We start from the raw sequence: 18914 nt of genomic DNA on the forward strand, positions 1-18914 counted from the left end.
TCATGGCGTCTTGGAACGCCGGTCCTGCTGTCCTAAGTTTTTCCTGACCGAATGATCTAGGGCACCGGGGTAAAGAATGGGTGAACGGCCGCAACATTGGGTCTTTGCCTATGGTTCGCTGATGTGGGACCCGGGCTTTCGCGTGGCCGAGATGGTCTCGGCCCGGCTCGACGGCTATGCCCGCAGCTTCTGCCTGCGCTCGGTCGTCTATCGCGGCACCGTCGAGGCGCCGGGGCTGGTCCTGGGCCTCGATGCCGAGCCGGGGGCGCACTGCCTTGGCCTGGCGCTGCGCGTCGCCGAGCCGGACTGGGACGAGACGCTGGCCGGCCTGCGCGCGCGCGAGCTGACCACCAACGCCTATGCCGAGCTGTGGCTGCCGCTGGCGCTGGAGGACGGCCGCCGGGTCGAGGCGGTCACCTATGTGATCCGCCGCGACCACGACCAATATGCCGGCGCCATCGACCTGCAGGAACAGGCCCGGATCATCGCCCGGGCGCAGGGCGGGCGCGGGCCGAACGCCGATTACCTGTTCAACACCGCCCGCCACCTTGAGCAGATGGGCATCGAGGACCTGGCCATGGCCGAACTGGCGCGGCAGGTGCGCGGCCTGCTGTCGCCCGGGCCGGAATAGAGGCGATCCGCCGCTGCGACGGCGCTTGGCAGGCGCCGGTCCCGCCTCTACAGTCGGGCCGAAAGCAGCAAGGGGGTCGTCTTGTCCCGAACCGACGCCGAACCGCCCGAGGGGCCGCCCGCCGCGCCCGAAGGCCGCCGTTCCCGCGCCGCCCGTCTGGCGGCGACGCGCGGCACGGGGCCCGGCGGGGCCGGCCCGGCGCCGCCGCAATTCTCGCAGCCGGTGCGGCAGATCGTGCTGATGCTGATCGTGCTGGCGCTGGTCGTGGCCGGGGCCTGGTTCGCCTACGGCCGGATCTTGTCGATCTTTCACTCGAACGAATATCTGAACGGGCTGATCCTAGCCGTCTTCGTGATGGGCGTGCTGGGTTGTTTCTGGCAGGTGGCCGAACTGGTCAAATCCGTCAGCTGGATCGAGCGTTTCGCCGCCCGCCGCCGCCATGCCGCCGAAAAGGGCCTGGGCGCGACCGAGCCCGAGGGGCCGGACGACGCGCCGCGGCTGCTGGCGCCGCTGGCCGCGCTTCTGGGCCAGCGCGGGCCGGCGGGCGGGGCCATCTCGACCGAATCGTCGCGCTCGATCCTGGAATCGGTGGCGACGCGGATCGACGAGGCGCGCGACATCACCCGCTATCTGGCGAATCTGCTGATCTTCCTGGGACTTCTGGGCACGTTCTATGGGCTGGCCACCACGGTTCCGGCCGTGGTCGACACCATCCGCGCGCTGGCCCCCCAGGATGGCGAGACCGGGCTCGAGGTGTTCAACAAGCTGATGACCGGGCTGGAATCGCAGCTGGGCGGCATGGCCACGGCCTTTTCCAGCTCGCTGCTGGGGCTGGCGGGCTCGCTGGTCGTCGGGCTGCTGGAGCTTTTCGCCGCCCATGGCCAGAACCGCTTCTATCGCGAGCTCGAGGAATGGATGTCGGGATTCACCCGCATCGGCCTCGGCGGCGCCGAGGGGCAGGGGCTGGGCGAGGCGGCGCTGGCCGGCTTCATCGAGCGGGTCGAGGCGCAGCTGGCCGGGCTGCAGGAGTTCTATGCCGGGCGCGATGTCCTGCGCGACGAGGAAGCCGCCGCCGCCGACCAGCGTTCGCTGGCGCTGGCGCAGGGCGTGGAAAGGCTGGCCGGGCTGCTCGGCTCGGACCGCGACCAGCTGGGGGCCGCGCTGAGCGCCGAGCGCGAGGCCACGGCGCAGGCGCTTGCCGGAGTCGAGCGGGCAATCGCCGGGCTGGCCGAGCCGCGCCACGATCCGGCGCTTGCGGCGGCGCTGGAACGGGTCGCCGAGGGCCAGGCCCGGCTTGCGGCCCTGGCCGAGACGCCGCAGCCGTCCTTCGACGGCGCCGCTTTGGCCGAGGCGCTGGAACGGCTGGCCGAAGGGCAGGCCCGGCTGGTCGCGCTGGCCGAGGCACCGGCGCCCGCGCTGGACGGCCCGCGGCTGGTCCGGGCGCTGGAGCGGCTGGCCGAGGGACAGGACCGCATCCTCGATCTTGGCGCGCAGCGGCCGGGTCAGGCCCATGCCGCGATTTCGGGCGACGATCCCGAGGCGCGAATGCGGCTGCGCTCGATCGACGTGCAACTGGGCCGGCTGGTCGAGGAAGCCGCCAGCGGCCGCGACGGGCTGATCTCGGAGCTGCGCGAGGACATGGCGGCGCTGACCCGGGCGATCCGCAACCTGGAGCGCGGCGATGGGACTTAGCCGGGGCAGCGGCAACCGCTTTTCGGCGACGATCTGGCCGGGCTTCGTCGATGCGATGACCGCGCTTCTGATGGTCATGATGTTCGTGCTGACCATCTTCCTGCTGGTGCAATCGGTGCTGCGCGACCAGATCACCACCCAGGACAGCGAGCTCGACCAGCTCGGCCGGCAGGTGGCGCAGCTGTCGGACGCGCTGTCCAGCTCGCAGGCCCGCGCCGCCACGCTGGACCGCGACCTGACGGCCGAGCGCGAGCGGCTGCGCCGTTCCGAGCAGGCGGTGGCCGCCGCCCGGGCCGAGATCGACGCCCAGACCGAGGCGGCGCGGCTGGCCGCCGCCCGGCGCGAGGCGCTGGAGGCGCTGGTCGGCGACCTGCGCCGCCGCAATGCCGAGACCCGGCAGCAGCTGGACGAGACCGAAGCCGCCCGCCTGGCCGACGCCGCCGCCGCCGAGGCGCTGCGCGAGCGGCTGGCGAGATCCGACGCCGAGCTCGACGCCGCCACGCTGGAGCTCGAGGCAGCGCGCAAACAGGCCGAGGAGACGCTGACCCTGCTTGCCGCCGCCGAGGCGGCCAAGAAGGAGCTGGGCGAGCAGGCCGAGGCCCAGGCCAGCGAGGCCGAGAAGCAGGCCGGGCTGCTGGCGCTGGCGCGGCAGAAGATTTCCGAGCAGGAGGCGCTTTCCGCCGAGGACCAGCGCCGCGTCGCGCTGCTCAACCGGCAGGTGGCGCAGCTCAACGACCAGCTGGGCAGCCTGCGCGCGGTGCTGGACGCCGCGGGCGAGGAACGCCGCGAGGCCGACCTGCGCGCCGAGGATCTGGGCCGGCAGCTCAACGTCGCCCTGCTGCGCGCCGCCGAAGAGGAGCGCAAGCGCCGCGCGCTGGAGGAGGAGGCGCGCAGCAAGGCCGAGGCCGAGGCCCGGGATCTGGCGCGCTATCGCTCGGAATTCTTCGGCCGGCTGTCGCAGATCCTGGAAGGGCGCGAGGGCGTGCGCGTCGTGGGCGACCGCTTCGTGTTTTCCTCGGAAGTGCTGTTCGCGCCGGGCGAGGCGACGCTGTCGCCCGGCGGCCGAGAGCAGATCGCGCGGGTCGCCGACATGCTGAAGCAGATCTCGGGCGATATCCCGCCGGAGATCGACTGGATGATCCGCGTCGACGGCCATACCGACGACCAGCCGCTGTCCGGGCTGGGGCGCTATCGCGACAATTGGGAACTGAGCCAGGCGCGGGCGCTGGCCGTGGTGCGCTACATGGTGGACCAGCTGGGCTTTCCGGCCACCCGCCTTGCCCCGGCCGGCTTTGCCGATACCCGGCCGGTGGCGGCGGGCGACACGGCCCAGGCCCGGGCCCAGAACCGCCGCATCGAGCTGAAGCTAACCGAACGCTAGGACGCGCGGCATCGCGCAAGCCGCATGGGACGGCAGTCCCGGCAGGTCCGCCGACGGGATCGCCAAGGCCCCTTGCCGCCGCAGAACCGGGGACAGCGGGGCCCCCTTTGCAATCGGAGGCCCGGCGCCGGGGCCGCGGCGCTCCGGCCGGCTCAGTCCGGGGAACCGTGACGGGCGAGGATCTCCTCGAAGCGCGTTCTGGCGCGGGCCGGGACGGCGGCGGGGATCTCGGGCGCGGCCGCCTCGCCGACCCGGATCAGCATGACCATGCCCATGGCGTAATGCGGGCTGCATTTGATGCCGTAGATGCCGGGCACGGTCAGCGTGACCTCGAATTCCTTGTTGAGGCCGCTCTTGAAGGGCTCGGCCCCGGCGGGGATCATCTCGTCGATGGTCGCGGCGTTATGGCCGGGCTGGGTCGGCAGGAAGCGGACCGTGTCGCCGGGCGCGACCACCAGATGGTCCGGCTCGTAGACCATCGGGCCGGTTTCGTTGCGGTTCAGCATCCTGACCTCGTGGATCTCGGCGAGGGCAGGGGCGGCGGTCAGCAGGAGCAGGGCGAGGCTGCGGGAAACCATGGGCGTCCTTTCAGGTGATCGAGAAGGTCAGGATGTCCGGCCCGCCGGCCGGATCGGGCACCCGCCGGACGCGGATGCCGAAGACGCGCGCGACCAGATCGGGCCGCAGCACCTCGGGGGGCGGGCCGCAGGCGACCAGCCGGCCGCCGTCCAGCATCGCGACGCGGTCGCAGCCCATGGCCTGGTTGAGGTCGTGCAGCGCGATGACGGTGGTGATGGGCAGCTGCCGGATGAAGCCCAGGATCGCCAGCTGGTGGTGGATGTCCAGATGGTTGGTCGGCTCGTCGAGCAGCAGCAGTCCCGGCTCCTGCGCCAGGGCGCGGGCGATGTGCAGCCGCTGGCGCTCGCCGCCCGACAGGGTGGCCCAGCTGCGATCCGCCAGCGCGCTCATTTCCACCGCGTCGAGCGCGCGGGCGACCTGCCGCTCGTCCCGCTCGCTCCAGGGTGCGAGCGCCGAGAGCCAGGGGGTGCGGCCCAGCTCGACGGCGGCGCGGGCGGTCAGGCGTTCGGCGGTGTCGGCCTGCTGCTCGACCAGCGCGATGCGCTGCGCGATCCCGCGACGCGACAGCCGGGCAAGAGGCTGACCCTCAAGCCGGATGGCGCCCCGGTCCGGGCGGACCAGCCCGGCCAGCAGCCGCAGCAGCGTCGACTTGCCCGAACCGTTCGGCCCGACCAGCGCCAGCGTCTCGCCGGGCGTCACCTCCAGCGAGACGTCGCGGATGATCTCGCGCCCGCGCAGGGCGAGGGACAGGGATTGCGCCGAAAGCCTCATCGCATCTGGCCCCGGCTGCGGATCAGGATCAGCGCGAAGGCCGGGGCGCCGATCAGTGCGGTGACGACGCCGATGGGCAGGACCTGGCCCCTGATGATGACGCGCGACAGGATGTCGGCGCCGATCAGGAAGACCGCGCCGATCAGCGCCGCGGCCGGGATCAGCCGGCCGTGGCGGACGCCGACCAGGAAGCGCGCCGCATGCGGGATCACCAGCCCGACGAAGCCGATCGAGCCCAGGATCGACACCATGACCGCCGTCACCAGCGCCGCGGCCAGGATCAGCACCGCCCGGACCCGCCGCACCGGCACGCCCAGCGAGGCGGCGCTGTCGGCCCCGAAGGCGAAGGCGTCCAGCCCGCGCGCATGCAGCTGGCAGATCAGCCAGCCCATGACGGCGACCGGCACGGCCAGCTGCACCTCGGGCCAGCGCACGCCGCTGAGATTGCCCATCAGCCAGAACATGATGCCGCGCGCCTGGTCGGCATTCGCCGATTTCGCGATGACGAAGGCGGTCAGGGCGTTGAAGAGCTGCGAGCCGGCGATGCCCGCCAGCACGATCTGCGCCGCGCCGCCGCGTCCGGCGTCGGCGCCGGCGGCCCGGGCCAGCGCCGCCACCAGCCCGAAGGCGATCAGCGCCCCCATGAAGGCGCCGAGCGACATCGAGAGCAGCCCCGCCCCGAGCCCGGCGATGGTCACCGCCACCGCCCCGGTCGAGGCCCCGGCCGAGATGCCGAGGATATAGGGATCGGCCAGGGCGTTGCGCAGCAGCGCCTGCAGCACCACGCCCGAGACGGCCAGCCCCGCGCCGCAGGCGGCGGCGACCAGCGCGCGGGGCACGCGATAGCTCCAGACGATGCCCTGATCCAGCGGGTCGAGCGCATGGCCCGCCTGCCACAGCCGGTTGGCCAGCACCTTCAGCACCAGATCCGGGGCGATGCGGGTCTCGCCGATCATCGCCCCGGCCAGCACCGCCGCCGCCAGCACCGCCAGCGCCAGAAGCGCGGCGACAAGCGCCCTGCGCGGTCCGGCCGCGGCCGGCGTCATTGCGGCAGGCCGTAGGATTTCAGCGCCGCCGCCAGCTCTTCCAGCCCGTCGATCACCCGGATCGTCGCGTCCATGGCGCCGGCATCCATGACGACGATGCGGCCGGCCTTCACCGCGTCCATCTGGCTGGCCACCGGGTCAGATTTCAGGAAGGCGAGCTTCTTCTCGACGTCGTCGGCCTCGAAGCGGCGGCGGTCCATCCGGGCCACCACGATCACCGTGGGATTGGCCCTGGCGATGGTCTCCCAGCCGACGGTCGGCCATTCCTCGTCCGATTCCACGATGTTCCGCAATCCCAGCGTCTCCATCATGTAGCCCGGCGCACCCTTGCGGCCGGCGACATAGGGATCGATGTCCATCTCGGCCGAGGAGAACCAGAACACCGCCGATCCGTCCTTGAGCCCCAGCGCCCTGGCCTCGGCCTCGGCCGTCTCCTCGCGCGCCTTCAGGTCTGCGACCAGCGCGGCGCCCCGGTCCTGCACGTCGAAGATCGCCGCCAGTTCCTCGATGCCCTGGTAGAGGCTCGCGGTCGAGAACATCGCCAGCCGCGTGCCGTCAAGCCCGACCGTGTTGTCCTTGCCGACGCAATCGGCCGGCATGACATAGGTCGGGATGCCGAGCTCGTGGAACTGCTCGCGGGTGGCGACGATGCCCTGCGGGCCGACATGCCATTCATATTGCACCGCGACCAGCCCCGGCTTCTTGGCCACCACGCTTTCGAAGCTGGGATCGTTGTCGGCCAGCCGTGCGACCTTGGCGTCGATGTCCCGGAACTGCGGCAGCACCTCGCTGAACCAGACCGAGGTGCCGGCGACCTTGTCGCCGAGGCCGAGCGCGTAAAGCACCTCGGTCGCGGCCTGGCCGACGCTTACCGCCGAGGCCGGCGCGGCGTCGAATTCCAGCGTCTGGCCGCAGTTCTCGACCGTCAGCGGATAGCCGGTCGCGCCGGCATGGGCGGCGAATGCGGCAAGGGACAGGGAAAGGCCGATCAGGCCCGAACGCAGGAACATGCTCCGTCTCCATCTGGTTGGGACCAGGGGCCGGAGGCGGCGCAACGTTGGGCTTGGCGGACCGCGTCCTGCCCGCAAGGCGGGGCAGGCGGCATGGGACCGCGTCTGGCTGTCGTCATCTCACCCTCCCCGGACAACCCCGCCCGGTGTGAACGTCAAGGCGCCGGCAGGTCTCCTGACTGGCGGGTCTCTGCCTGTCCTGGCCTTCCCGGGTCGAGGACCCAGTGACGTGATCGGACGCGGCTCGCCGCCTACAGTTGCGGGGGCAGTTCCGGTTGGCGCAGGGATGCGCCGCGGATTCCCTCTTGGCCCTTTCGGGACCGGCAAGGGGGCGTATCGCCGAAACGCGGCCGCCTGGCAAGCCGGATATGGCCAAGCCTGTCAGGAAGCGGTGGATGATCGGGGAAAGAAAGACCCTTGGCCCGCCGCGGCGGGGGAAGGGAAAGGCGCCGGCCCGCCGGGACGGGGTCTTCGGCGGCGCCGGGGGTTCAGGCGTCCTGCTGCGGGGCGCTTTCGCGGGGCGGGCGACCGATGATGTCGCGCAGCGCGTCCAGTTCGATGAAATTGTCGGCCTGGCGGCGCAACTCGTCGGCGATCATCGGCGGCTGGCTGCGCATGGTCGAGACCACCGAGACCCGCACGCCCTGGCGCTGCAGCGCCTCGACCAGCGGCCGGAAATCGCCGTCGCCCGAGAACAGCACCGCATGGTCCAGCCGCGGCGCCAGCTCCATGGCGTTGATGACCAGCTCGACATCCATGTTGCCCTTGACCTTGCGGCGGCCCAGAGCGTCGGTATATTCACGCGCGGGTTTCGTCACCATGGAATAGCCGTTGTAATGCAGCCAGTCGACCAGCGGACGGATCGGTGAGTAATCCTCGTTCTCCAGCAGGGCCGTATAGTAATAGGCGCGGATCAGCTTGCCGCGCCGCTCGAATTCCTGCCGCAAGAGCTTGTAGTCGATATCGAAGCCAAGCGCCTTCGCGGCAGCATAAAGATTCGACCCGTCGATGAACAACGCCAGCCGATCATCCTTGTAAAACACGATTCCCCCAAGATGTCTCTTTACCAAAGTCAGAAGGCGAACTTAGTCCTGGTGGCGCTGGGTGCAAACCTGCCTAGTTCGGCAGGTATCCCATCGGACAGCTTGCGTTTCGCGCTGGATAAGCTTTTGAAATTACCTGCGGTTGTGCCGCTTGCCGTCAGCCGATTCTGGTCCACCCCGGCGGTGCCGGCCGGTTCCGGTCCCGATTATGTGAACGCTGCGGTTTCACTTTCCTGCGCGCTGCCGCCCGATCAACTCCTGCGCGAGCTGCACGCGATCGAGGCGGCGCTGGGACGCCGCCGCGACGGGCCGCGCTGGCAGGCGCGGGGGCTGGACCTGGACCTGCTGGCGCATGGCGATCTGGTGCTGCCCGACGCGGATGCGCAGGACCGTTGGCGCAGCCTGCCGCCCGAGGAACAGCCGCGCCACACGCCCGAGCAGCTGATCCTGCCGCATCCGCGGCTGCAGGACCGCGGCTTCGTGCTGGCGCCCCTGGCCGAGATCGCGCCCGGCTGGGTGCATCCGCGCCTTGGGCTCAGCGTGGCGCAGATGCTGGCGGCGCTGCCGCCCGAGGCCATGGCCGGGATGCGGCCGGCAAGTGCTTGACATTTCCGTTTCGCGCACCCAAATATCCGGCTTCGCCCTGCACCCCGATTCCAGCTGATAAGGTGACCGATGGCCCGCGTTACAGTCGAAGATTGCGTCGACAAGGTTCCGAACCGTTTTGACCTGGTGATGCTGGCGGCCCATCGCGCGCGTGAAATCGCGGCGGGGAGCCCGCTGACCGTCGACCGCGACAATGACAAGAATCCCGTGGTCTCGCTGCGCGAGATCGCCGACGAGACCCAGCCCGTGGACGAACTGCGCGAGCGCATGATCGAGGCCCAGCAGACCCAGATCGAGGTCGACGAGCCCGAGGAGGACGCGATGGCGCTGCTTCTGGGCGCCGAGATCGACCGTCCGAAGCCCGCCGACGAGGAATCCGAGGAGCGCATGCTGCGCATGATGCTGGAAGCGCAAGGCAGGAACTGAGTCCAAAGGTCTTCGGCTGAACATGATCGACGTCGAAGACCTCATCGCGCTTATCCGCAATTACAACCCGCGCACCAATGCCGAGCTGATCCGCGACGCCTACGAATACGGGCGTCGCATGCATGAGGGGCAGTTCCGCCATTCGGGCGAGCCCTATTTCACCCATCCCGTCGCGGTCGCCGCCATCCTGACCGAGATGCGGCTGGACGATGCCACCATCGTCACCGCCCTGCTGCACGACACGATCGAGGACACGCGTTCGACCTGGGCCGAGGTGGCGCAGATCTTCGGGCGCGAGATCGCCGATCTGGTCGATGGGGTCACCAAGCTGACCAATCTGCAGCTTTCGGGCGCGCATTCCAAGCAGGCCGAGAATTTCCGCAAGCTTTTCATGGCCATGTCGCGCGATCTTCGCGTGATCCTGGTCAAGCTGGCCGACCGTCTGCACAACATGCGGACCATCAAGTCCATGCGCCCGGAAAAGCAGCTGCAGAAGGCGCGCGAGACCATGGACATCTATGCGCCGCTGGCCGGCCGCATGGGCATGCAATGGATGCGCGAGGAGCTTGAGGACCTGGCCTTCAAGGTCATCAACCCCGAGGCGCGCAACTCGATCATCCGCCGCTTTGTCAGCCTGCAGCGCGAATCCGGCGACGTGATTCCCAAGATCACCGCCGACATCCGCGCCGAGCTTGAACGCGAGGGGATCGAGGCCGATGTCTACGGCCGCGCCAAGCGGCCCTTCAGCATCTGGCGCAAGATGCAGGAAAAGCAGCTTTCCTTCTCGCGCCTGTCGGACATCTACGGCTTCCGCATCATCACCCGGACCGAGGCCGACTGCTATCGCACCCTGGGCGTCATCCATCACCGCTGGCGCGCCGTGCCCGGCCGGTTCAAGGATTACATCAGCCAGCCCAAGGCGAACGGCTACCGCTCGATCCACACCACCGTCTCGGGCCGCGACGGAAAGCGGGTCGAGGTGCAGATCCGCACCCGGCAGATGCACGAGGTGGCCGAGGCGGGCGTGGCCGCGCATTGGGCCTATCGCGACGGGGTGCGCACGGCGAACCCCTTTGCCATCGATCCGGGCGAATGGATCGCCAGCCTGACCGAGCGTTTCGGCGAAGAGGACCACGACGAATTCCTCGAGCATGTGAAGCTTGAGATGTATTCCGACCAGGTGTTCTGCTTCTCGCCCAAGGGCGACGTGATCCCGCTGCCGAAAGGCGCGACGCCGCTGGATTTCGCCTATGCCATCCATACCCGGCTGGGCAGTTCCTGCGTGGGCGCGAAGGTGGACGGCATCCGCGTGCCGCTGTGGACGCGGCTCAAGAACGGCCAGTCGGTCGAGATCATCGCCGCCTCCGGCCAGCGGCCGCAGGCGACCTGGCTCGACATCGTCGTCACCGGCCGCGCCAAGGCCGCCATCCGCCGCTCGCTGCGGCAGGAGGACCGGACGCGCTTCATCCGGCTGGGTTCGGAACTGGTGCGGGTGGCCTTCGAGCATGTCGGGCGCAAGGTCAGCGACAAGGCGCTGCGCATCGCGGCCAAGACCATGGCGCTGCCCGATACGGACGAGCTGCTGGCCCGCATCGGCAGCGCCGAGATCTCGGCCCATGACGTGCTGACCACGCTTTATCCCGAACTGGCCCAGAAGCGCAGCGAGATCGACGCCAAGCGCGCCGTCGCCGGGCTGGAGGCCGATCAGGAATTCACCCGCGCGCCCTGCTGCAATCCCCTGCCGGGCGAGCGCATCGTCGGCATCACCTATCGCGGCAAGGGGGTGGTGATCCATGCCATCGACTGCCCGGTGCTGGCCGAGTTCGAGGACAGCCCGGAACGCTGGGTCGACCTGCACTGGCGCGAGGGCCAGCACCCGGCGGCCTATTCGACCATGCTGTCCTTGACCATCCGCCACGATGCCGGGGTGCTGGGCCGGATCTGCACGCTGATCGGCGCGCAGGGGGCGAATATCTCGGATCTGGAATTCGTCGATCGCAAGCCGGATTTCTACCGGCTGCGCGTCGAGATCGAGCTGCGCGACCGCGAGCACATGCACACGCTGCTGACCGCGCTCGAGGCCGAAAGCGACGTGGCGCAGGTCTCGCGCATCCGGGACCCTTCGGCCCATATGAGCTGAGGTCGGCCCGGCATGTTCAAGAGACGCAAGCCGCTCAGCTATGCCCAGATGTGGACCGAGATGTTCTATCCGCGCTCGGGCTGGAAGCGGGCCTCGAAATATGTGCTGCACCGGCTGCGCCGCCTGCCGGACCAGCCGCATCGGGTGGCGCGGGGCTGGGCCTGCGGCATCTTCATCTCGTTCACGCCCTTCTTCGGCTTCCATTTCATGGGCGCGGCGGCGCTGGCCTGGCTGATCCGCGGCAATATCCTGGCGGCGCTCTTGGGCACCTTCGTCGGCAATCCGCTGACCACGCCCTTCATCGCGCTGACCTCGGTCGGGCTCGGCCGCTGGATGCTGGGGGTCGAGGGCAAGTTCACCCCGCACCTGATCTTCGACGAATTCACCCGCGCCGGCAGCGAGCTGTGGAACAACCTGCTGGCGCCGGTGACGGACCGCGTCGCGCATTGGGACCAGCTGCTGCAGTTCAACCAGCAGATCTTCCTGCCCTATGCGGTGGGGGGCATCCTGCCCGGAATCGCGGTTTCCGTCGCGGCGCATTACCTGACCGTGCCGGTGATCCGGGCCTATCACCGCCACCGCGAAAGGCAGATGGCCGAGCGCATCGCCCGCGCCAAGGCCAGGCGCGAACGCGAGCTGGCCGGGAAATCCTAGAAGCCCAGCCGGTCGCGCAGCGAATACCAGCCCATGCCGGCGACCAGCAGCGGCCAGCGCAGCGCAGCGCCGCCGGGAAAGGCGGGCGAGGGCAGGGCGGCCATGGTGTCGAATCCCTCGGCCTGGCCCTGCACCGCCTGCGCCATCAGCTTGCCGGCCAGCGTCGCCAGCGCCAGCCCGTGCCCGGAATAGCCGCTGGCCGACAGGCAGTTGGGCGCCGGCCGGGCGAAGCAGGGCATCCGGTTCATGGTGATCGCCAGCGTGCCGCCCCAGGCATGGGTCAGCGCCACATCGGCAAGGCCCGGATAGATCTCAAGCAGCGGCTTGCGCACCTTGGCGGCGATATCGGCGGGAAAGCGATAGCTGACATTCTCGCCGCCGCCGAAGATCAGCCGGCCCTCGGGATCGAGCCGCCAGTAATTCACCACGAATTTCGTGTCATGCACGCCGATGGGCCGGGTCAGCACCTCGGCTGCACGCCGGCCCAGGGGCTCGGTCGCGACGATGAAATTGTTGATCGGCATGACGCGGGCGGCGACATGGCCATCGAGATGGCCCAGATAGCCATTGGCCGCCAGGATGACATGGTCGCAGGCCACCCGGCCCTTGCCGGTCTGCACCACGCTTTTCTCGCCGGCGCGCCGGCCGTGGCGGATGTGGTGGACATGGCTCAGCTCGCGGATCCGGGCGCCTGCGGCATCGGCCAGCTGCGCCATGCCGATGGCCAGGTTCAGCGGGTGCAGATGCCCGGCACCATGGTCCAGCTCGCCGGCGATATAGGCCTCGGACGGCACCAGCGCCCGGAAGGCGTCGCGGTCGAGCGGCTCGATCCGGTCATAGCCGTAATCGCGCCCCAGCCTGTCGATCAGGGCGCGGGCATGGTCGAACTCGGCGGGCTTGCGGAAGGCATGGGCGATGCCGTCGGCCACCGGCACCCCGGCGCGCGCCGCCAGATCGCGGGTCAGGCGCTTGGCCTCCTCGGCCATGTTCCAAAGCCGGTGGGCGGCCTCTCGCCCGGCCATCCGCTCCAGCTCGTCGATCTCCAGCCGCTGGCCCGAGCCGAGCTGGCCGCCATTGCGCCCCGAGGCGCCGAAGCCGACGCGATGCGCCTCCAGCACCACGACGTCGCGCCCCGCCTCGGCCAGATGCAGCGCCGCGGAAAGCCCGGTATAGCCGGCGCCGACCACCACGACATCGGCGCGCTCCTCGCCCCGCTGCTCGGGGAAAGGCGGCAGCGGGTCGCGGGTCGCGGCATAGAGGCTGGGCGGATATTCCCCCCGCCGGTCGTTGGAAAACAGCAGGTTCATGCTTCGGCTTTCACCGTTTCTCAAATACTCATCCGACGGCGCGCAAGGGCCCGGCCGCGCCCGGCTCTACACGTTCAGCAGCAGGTGCTCGCGCTCCCATGGGCTGATGACCTGCAGGAATTCCTTGTATTCATTGCGCTTGACCGCCTGATAGACGTCGATGAACTCGGATCCCAGCACCTCGCGCATCGCCGTGTTCTCGTCCATCAGGTCCAGCGCGTCGCCCAGGTTATAGGGCAGCTCGTCCTCGGACATATAGGCGTCGCCCAGGCATTCGGCGCGCGGATTCTCGCCCTCGATCAGGCCCAGATAGCCGCAGGCCAGGCTGGCGGCGAGACCCAGATAGGGGTTGCAATCCATGCCCGCCAGCCGGTTCTCGATCCGCCGCGCCTCGGGTTTCGAGATCGGCACGCGCAGCCCGGTGGTGCGGTTGTCGCGCCCCCATTCCAGGTTGATCGGCGCCGCGAAATCCGGGACATAGCGGCGATAGCTGTTGACATAGGGCGCCAGCAGCGCCACCGCCGCCGGCAGGTGCTTCTGCATGCCGGCGATGAAATGCATGAAGGCCGGCGTCTCGCGGCCCCGCTCGTCCGAGAAGATGTTGCGCCCGTCCGCCAGCCCGACGACCGAATGGTGGATATGCATGGCGCTGCCCGGCTCGCCCTCGATGGGCTTGGCCATGAAGGTGGCGAAACAGTCGTGGCGCAGCGCCGCCTCGCGGATCAGCCGCTTGAAATAGAAGATCTGGTCGGCCAGGGCGACCGGGTCGCCGTGGTTCAGGTTGATCTCGACCTGGCCGGCGCCGCCTTCCTGCAGGATGCCGTCGATCTCGAAGCCCTGGGCCTCGGCGAAGTCGTAGATGTCGTCGATGACCTTGCCGTATTCGTCCACCGCCGACATGGAATAGGCCTGCTTGGCGGCGGCGCGGCGGCCGGTGCGGCCCATGGGCGGCATGATCGGCTGGTTCGGGTCGATGTTGCGCGCGACCAGGAAGAACTCCATCTCGGGCGCGACGATGGGGCGCCAGCCCTTCTGCCGGTAAAGATCGACCACGCGTTTCAGCACGTTGCGCGGCGCGATCGGCACCGGATTGCCCGACTGGTCGGACACGTCGTGGATGACCTGCAGCGTGACGTCCGCCGTCCAGGGCGCCGCCGTCGCGGTCGAGAAATCCGGCGTCAGGATCATGTCGGGCTCGGTGAAGGCGCCCGACGGGTTGTCGGCCCAGTCGCCGGTGATGGTCTGCAGGAAGATCGAATTCGGCAGGTAGAACCGTTCCTGATGCGCGAATTTCGAGGCCGGCATGGCCTTGCCGCGCGCCACCCCGGCGATGTCGGCGACGATGCATTCCACCTCGTCCAGCCGCCGCCCGGCGACGTAATCCTGCGCGGCCTGCGGGGTTTCGTCGATCCAGTGCGATTTCATGCGGCCCCCTGCCGTGTCGCCTGCGCCGCAAAGCTGCGCGGCGCCTTGAAGAAGGCCTCGATCCGGTCGGCGATGCTGCCCGATTGCAGCGGCCCGCCCATGCGGGCGCGGGCCCGGTCCAGCAGCGCGCCGGGCACCGTGCCGCGGGCGCGGTGCTCGATCAGGCCCTCGATGAAGGCGTCGTCGAATTCCGGATGCGCCTGCACGGTAAAGGCGCGGTCGTCATAGACCAGCGCGGCGTTTTCGCAGAACGGGTTGCTGGCGACGATTTCGGCGGCCTCGGGGCGGCGGATCACCTGGTCCTGATGCCAGGCGTTCAGCCGCACCGGTTCGCCGCCGAAATCGTAATCCTGCGGCCCCACGGCCCAGCCCTCGGGATGCTTCGCCACCTGGCCGCCAAGCGCCTGGGCGATGATCTGATGGCCGAAGCAGATGCCGACCATCGGCACCCGCGCGGCATAGGCGGCGCGGATGAAGTCCTGGAGCGGCGGGATGAAGGCGTGGTCCTCGTAGACGCCGTGGCGCGAGCCGGTCAGCAGCCAGCCCCCGGCCTCGCGGACGTCCTGCGGAAACTGCATGTTCTCCACGTGATAGCTGGCGAAATCGAAGCCCCGCCCGGCAAGGAGCCGCTCGAACATGGTGTCATAATCGCCCAGTTCGCCGCGAAGCTCTTCGGGCGATTGGCCGCATTTGAGAATGCCGATGCGCATGGTGGTTGGCCTGTCGGTTGTTCCCCCCGAAGCTAGTCGTGCGGGGCGCGGGCGGCAAGGGGGCGCTGCGACCTCGGTGGGGCTGGCCGGCGGCGCGGGGTCGCGCTAGGGTTGGCCTGCAACAGCAGAAAGGATCGGCCATGCCCGGACTTCGCCCCGATGTGGACCCCGAGGGCTTGCAGGAATTCTCGGTCGTCTTCACCGACCGCTCGCTCAACCACATGTCGCAGAAATTCCAGGCCGCGATGCGCGAGATCTCGGCCATGCTGCGCGAGGTCTACGGGGCCGAGGCGGTGGCGCTGGTTCCGGGCGGCGGCACCTGCGCCATGGAGGCGGTGGCCCGCCAGTTCGGCCGCGACGCCCATGCGCTGATCGTCCGCAACGGCTTTTTCAGCTATCGCTGGAGCCAGATCTTCGAGGCCGGCGGTTTTGCCCGCCAGACCACGGTGATGATGGCCCGGCCCCAGGGCAACGAGCTGCGCGCGCCCTTCGCCCCGGCACCCGTCGAGGAGGTGGTGGCCAAGATCCGCGAAGCCCGCCCCGATGCCGTCTTCGCCCCGCATGTCGAGACGGCGGCGGGCATGATCCTGCCCGACGATTACATCAAGGCGCTGGCCGATGCCGCGCATGAGGTCGGCGCGATCATGGTGCTGGACTGCATCGCCTCGGGCGCGATCTGGGTCGACATGCGCGAGACGGGCGTGGACGTGCTGATCTCGGCGCCGCAAAAGGGCTGGTCGGCCTCGCCCTCGGCCGGGATGGTGATGCTGTCCCCGCGCGGGATCGAGCGGCTGGAGACCACGGTCAGCGACAGCTTCGCGCTGGACCTGAAGAAATGGCGCGCGATCATGAAGGCTTACGAGGATGGCGGCCATGCCTATCACGCCACTCTGCCGACCGACGCGCTGCTGGGCCTGCGCGATGCAATGAACGAGACGCGCGACTTCGGCCTCGAGGCGGCGCGAGAGGCGCAGTGGCGGCTGGGCGATGCGGTGCGCTCGGAACTGGCGCGGCGCGGGCTGCGCTCGGTCGCGGCCGAGGGCTTTGCCGCGCCGGGCGTGGTGGTCTGCTATACCGACGACCCCGAGGTGCAGAGCGGCCGCAAGTTTCTGGCCGCCGGCTATCAGATCGCCGCGGGCGTGCCCTTGCAGGTGAACGAGGGCGAGGGCTTCCGCAGCTTCCGCATCGGGCTGTTCGGGCTGGACAAGCTCGGCGATGTCGAGGGCACGCTGGCGCGGCTGATCCCGGCCTTCGACGCAGCCCTGTGACCCGGCCCGGTAACGCGACGTCCTGACGCGGCGGGCGGGAAATCCGGGCGGTTCCGGGAACGATCTGCCGGCTTGGGTGTTTGCCTTGCGAAACCCATACAGCCCTGTGAAAGGACAATGTCATGGCGAAACCTGAAGCCACCGCCGACGAAGTGAAAGCCCAGGCGCGCGAGGCCGCCGACGAGGTGGGCCGCCACGCCCGCCGCGCCGCCGACGAGGCGACCGAAGCCTATGAGACCGCCCGCGAGCGCGGCGCCGAGCTTTACGAAACCGCGCGCGAGAAAGGCGCCGAATTCGTCGAGACCGCCCGTCAGCGGGGTGCCGAATATGCCGAGACGGTCCGCGAGCGTGGCCATGACTATGCCGAACGCGCCCGCGATGAGGCTCGCCGGCTGTATCGCCAGGGCGAGCGGCAGGCGCATGAGGTCGCGGCCCATGCCGAGGAATATTACGACGAGGTCTCGGGCATGGTGCGCCGCAACCCCGCCCAGGCGCTGGGGATCGCGGCGGGCGTCGGCTTCCTGCTGGGCCTGATCATCGCGCGCCGCTGAGGCCGGCGATGTTCGATTACACCCGGAACCTGCAGCTTGCCCTGACGGACAGGCTGCGCCGCGCGGGCTTGGGCGCCGGGGCAGGGCTGGCCCTGCTGATCGGCGCCGGCTTCCTGCTTGCGGCGCTGTGGACCTGGCTGGCGGATCATCTTGGCTGGGGGGCGCTCGGCGCCTCCCTCGCCATCGGCATCGGCTTTCTGGTGATCGGGCTGCTGGTGATGCTGATGGCGCGCAAGGAGCGCCATCCCGTGCCCACCACCGACGAGTTGAAGGCCGAGGTCGAGCAGCGGCTGATGCTGGCCGCCGATGCCGCCATCGGGAAAGCCACCGGCGCAGCGGATGCGGCGCTTGAGCGGGCCTCGCAAAAGGCCAATCGGCTGATGGAACAGGCCGAGCAGCGCGTCCACAGCGTCGCCGACAGCCTGTCCTACAAGGCCGACCGCCTGGCCGACCGGGCCGAGGCGCGGGTCTATGGCACCGCGCGCCGCGCCGGAGAGCAGGCCGCGCAACGGCTGGGCCTGCCCCCGGATGCGCTGCGCCGCGCCGCGGGACAGGTCCAGGCAGCCTCGCAATCGCGGGCAGCGGCCATAGCGCCGCTGATCGGGGCCTTCGCGGTCGGCATGACGCTGGCCTCGCGCTTCCAGGACTGGCGGCAGCGTGACACCCCGGAATGGGACGCCACCGAGGACTGGATGGACGATCCTTACGAGGATGGTTGAAGTGTATGCCATAGGACGATTATTTTATTAAAGTTTTTTGTCTTGCTCTTGCTCGTCGGTGCCGCGCCAACGACGCGGCAGCCGGAAGGTCGTTAGGATTCCCGGCGCTGCTGACTGTCTAAAACCGCAGGCGCCGGCCAAGCGTTTCAGATGACCGTCCGCGCCATGCATCCCCCGGGGCCGGAGGTTGCTGGAAGAACTCTGATAAACCTCCGGTAAGTCATTATTTTCAAAAGGAAAAGACCCCGACAATGCGGGGCCGTCGTTGTCAGTGAGGGCAGGCGCCCGGTCAGGCATTGGCCTCGCGGATGCGGTCGGCGGCTTCCTTGTCATAGGTCACGCCCGCGTTTTCGAAAAGCTGGTCAAGCTCGCCCGACAGGGTCATCTCGGTGACGATGTCGCAGCCGCCGACGAACTCGCCCTTGACATAAAGCTGCGGAATCGTCGGCCAGTCCGAGAATTCCTTGATGCCCTGGCGGATCGCCTCGTCCGCCAGCACGTTCACGTCGCGATACTGGACGTTCATATAGTTCAGCACCCCGGCGACGCGGCTTGAAAAGCCGCATTGAGGCATCTCCTTGGTGCCTTTCATGAACAGGACGACATCGTTGCCGTCGATGGTGTCCTGGATCTGCTGGCGTGCGTCGGTCATTCTGCTGGTCCTTGCTGAAGCGTCGCCATGGCGCGACGCTGGCGGTTGATCTTATTCGGGGGCCTTGGTGGTCAGGGCAAGCGCATGCAGCGCGCCGTTCGGGCCGTCCATGTGGCCCTGCAGCGCCGCATAGACTGCGCGCTGCTGCTGCACGCGGTTCTGGCCGCGGAAGCTTTCGTCGATCACCTCGGCAGCATAATGGTTTCCGTCCCCGGCAAGGTCGGTGATGGTGATCTGGGCATTGGGAAATGCAGCGCGGATCAGGGCTTCGATATCCTGGGCTTCCATCGCCATGGCGGTTCC

General features: G+C 69.2%; 20 protein-coding genes and 1 riboswitch. Of the genes, 10 read left to right on the forward strand and 10 right to left on the reverse strand.

Going from position 1 to position 18914, the window contains the following annotated elements; genetic code table 11:
* The first annotated feature begins 76 nt into the window (after window positions 1-76).
* The 3 genes from PARJ55_RS0117415 to PARJ55_RS0117425 all read left to right on the forward strand — a co-directional run bounded on the left by PARJ55_RS0117415 (window position 77) and on the right by PARJ55_RS0117425 (window position 3704).
* The gene (locus tag PARJ55_RS0117415; protein WP_028714185.1) at window positions 77-631 is read left to right on the forward strand and encodes a gamma-glutamylcyclotransferase; all 555 of its coding nucleotides are present in this window, start codon (window positions 77-79) and stop codon (window positions 629-631) included.
* An 81-nt stretch (window positions 632-712) separates the two neighbouring features.
* Entirely contained in the window at window positions 713-2323 is a 1611-nt protein-coding gene (locus PARJ55_RS24870) for a hypothetical protein (protein WP_028714186.1), read from the forward strand.
* Window positions 2313-3704, forward strand: coding sequence for a peptidoglycan -binding protein (locus PARJ55_RS0117425; protein ID WP_028714187.1), 1392 nt, complete (start codon window positions 2313-2315; stop codon window positions 3702-3704). The genes PARJ55_RS24870 and PARJ55_RS0117425 overlap by 11 nt, the downstream gene beginning before the upstream one ends.
* Before the next feature lie 152 nt (window positions 3705-3856).
* Here PARJ55_RS0117425 and PARJ55_RS0117430 read toward each other — a convergent pair whose 3' ends face one another.
* The 5 genes from PARJ55_RS0117430 to PARJ55_RS0117450 all read right to left on the reverse strand — a co-directional run bounded on the left by PARJ55_RS0117430 (window position 3857) and on the right by PARJ55_RS0117450 (window position 8153).
* The gene (locus PARJ55_RS0117430) at window positions 3857-4282 is read right to left on the reverse strand and encodes a pseudoazurin (protein ID WP_028714188.1); all 426 of its coding nucleotides are present in this window, start codon (window positions 4280-4282) and stop codon (window positions 3857-3859) included.
* A 10-nt stretch (window positions 4283-4292) separates the two neighbouring features.
* On the reverse strand, window positions 4293-5054 hold the full coding sequence (locus PARJ55_RS0117435; protein ID WP_028714189.1) for an ABC transporter ATP-binding protein: 762 nt from the start codon (window positions 5052-5054) through the stop codon (window positions 4293-4295).
* A complete protein-coding gene (locus PARJ55_RS0117440; protein ID WP_028714190.1) occupies window positions 5051-6100 on the reverse strand; it encodes an iron ABC transporter permease in 1050 nt (349 codons plus the stop codon). Before PARJ55_RS0117440 ends, PARJ55_RS0117435 begins: the two co-directional genes overlap by 4 nt.
* Entirely contained in the window at window positions 6097-7110 is a 1014-nt protein-coding gene (locus PARJ55_RS0117445; protein WP_028714191.1) for an ABC transporter substrate-binding protein, read from the reverse strand. Before PARJ55_RS0117445 ends, PARJ55_RS0117440 begins: the two co-directional genes overlap by 4 nt.
* Window positions 7111-7257: 147 nt before the next feature.
* A riboswitch (cobalamin riboswitch) is annotated at window positions 7258-7450 on the reverse strand.
* 148 nt (window positions 7451-7598) lie between these two features.
* On the reverse strand, window positions 7599-8153 hold the full coding sequence (locus PARJ55_RS0117450) for an NYN domain-containing protein (RefSeq protein ID WP_028714192.1): 555 nt from the start codon (window positions 8151-8153) through the stop codon (window positions 7599-7601).
* A 12-nt stretch (window positions 8154-8165) separates the two neighbouring features.
* Here PARJ55_RS0117450 and folK point away from each other — a divergent pair, with 12 nt between their 5' ends.
* From folK to PARJ55_RS0117470, 4 genes are all read left to right on the forward strand, one after another.
* Window positions 8166-8759, forward strand: a complete 594-nt coding sequence (gene folK, locus PARJ55_RS23460) for a 2-amino-4-hydroxy-6-hydroxymethyldihydropteridine diphosphokinase (RefSeq protein ID WP_028714193.1) — start codon at window positions 8166-8168, stop codon at window positions 8757-8759.
* Window positions 8760-8828: 69 nt separating this feature from the next.
* Window positions 8829-9185 (forward strand): DNA-directed RNA polymerase subunit omega, encoded by a 357-nt coding sequence (gene rpoZ, locus PARJ55_RS0117460; RefSeq protein WP_028714194.1) that lies wholly within the window; start codon window positions 8829-8831, stop codon window positions 9183-9185.
* A 22-nt stretch (window positions 9186-9207) separates the two neighbouring features.
* Window positions 9208-11325: a bifunctional (p)ppGpp synthetase/guanosine-3',5'-bis(diphosphate) 3'-pyrophosphohydrolase gene (locus tag PARJ55_RS0117465; RefSeq protein WP_028714195.1), complete on the forward strand. Its 2118-nt coding sequence runs from the start codon at window positions 9208-9210 to the stop codon at window positions 11323-11325.
* Window positions 11326-11337: 12 nt separating this feature from the next.
* Entirely contained in the window at window positions 11338-11979 is a 642-nt protein-coding gene (locus tag PARJ55_RS0117470) for a DUF2062 domain-containing protein (protein WP_028714196.1), read from the forward strand.
* Here the strand turns inward: PARJ55_RS0117470 and PARJ55_RS0117475 are convergent.
* The 3 genes from PARJ55_RS0117475 to PARJ55_RS0117485 form a co-directional block, all read right to left on the reverse strand.
* Entirely contained in the window at window positions 11976-13286 is a 1311-nt protein-coding gene (locus PARJ55_RS0117475) for an FAD-binding oxidoreductase (RefSeq protein ID WP_028714197.1), read from the reverse strand. The genes PARJ55_RS0117470 and PARJ55_RS0117475 overlap by 4 nt on opposite strands.
* 66 nt (window positions 13287-13352) lie before the next feature.
* A complete protein-coding gene (locus PARJ55_RS0117480) occupies window positions 13353-14711 on the reverse strand; it encodes a glutamine synthetase family protein (protein WP_028714198.1) in 1359 nt (452 codons plus the stop codon).
* Window positions 14708-15421 (reverse strand): type 1 glutamine amidotransferase, encoded by a 714-nt coding sequence (locus tag PARJ55_RS0117485; RefSeq protein ID WP_028714199.1) that lies wholly within the window; start codon window positions 15419-15421, stop codon window positions 14708-14710. The genes PARJ55_RS0117480 and PARJ55_RS0117485 overlap by 4 nt, the downstream gene beginning before the upstream one ends.
* Window positions 15422-15561: 140 nt before the next feature.
* On the opposite strand from PARJ55_RS0117485, the gene PARJ55_RS0117490 reads away from it, so the two are divergent.
* From PARJ55_RS0117490 to PARJ55_RS0117500, 3 genes are all read left to right on the forward strand, one after another.
* Window positions 15562-16689, forward strand: a complete 1128-nt coding sequence (locus PARJ55_RS0117490; protein WP_028714200.1) for an aminotransferase class V-fold PLP-dependent enzyme — start codon at window positions 15562-15564, stop codon at window positions 16687-16689.
* A 122-nt stretch (window positions 16690-16811) separates the two neighbouring features.
* On the forward strand, window positions 16812-17240 hold the full coding sequence (locus PARJ55_RS0117495; protein WP_028714201.1) for a YqjD family protein: 429 nt from the start codon (window positions 16812-16814) through the stop codon (window positions 17238-17240).
* A gap of 8 nt (window positions 17241-17248) precedes the next feature.
* Window positions 17249-17959, forward strand: a complete 711-nt coding sequence (locus PARJ55_RS0117500) for a phage holin family protein (protein ID WP_028714202.1) — start codon at window positions 17249-17251, stop codon at window positions 17957-17959.
* A gap of 289 nt (window positions 17960-18248) precedes the next feature.
* Here PARJ55_RS0117500 and grxD read toward each other — a convergent pair whose 3' ends face one another.
* Both grxD and PARJ55_RS0117510 read right to left on the reverse strand, forming a co-directional pair.
* A complete protein-coding gene (gene grxD / locus PARJ55_RS0117505) occupies window positions 18249-18611 on the reverse strand; it encodes a Grx4 family monothiol glutaredoxin (protein WP_028714203.1) in 363 nt (120 codons plus the stop codon).
* A gap of 51 nt (window positions 18612-18662) precedes the next feature.
* Complete coding sequence (locus PARJ55_RS0117510) at window positions 18663-18905, reverse strand: BolA/IbaG family iron-sulfur metabolism protein (RefSeq protein WP_028714204.1); 243 nt, start codon at window positions 18903-18905, stop codon at window positions 18663-18665.
* Window positions 18906-18914 lie beyond the last annotated feature (9 nt).

Origin of the sequence: Paracoccus sp. J55 (genome assembly GCF_000513975.1) — a bacterium.
GTDB lineage: Bacteria > Pseudomonadota > Alphaproteobacteria > Rhodobacterales > Rhodobacteraceae > Paracoccus.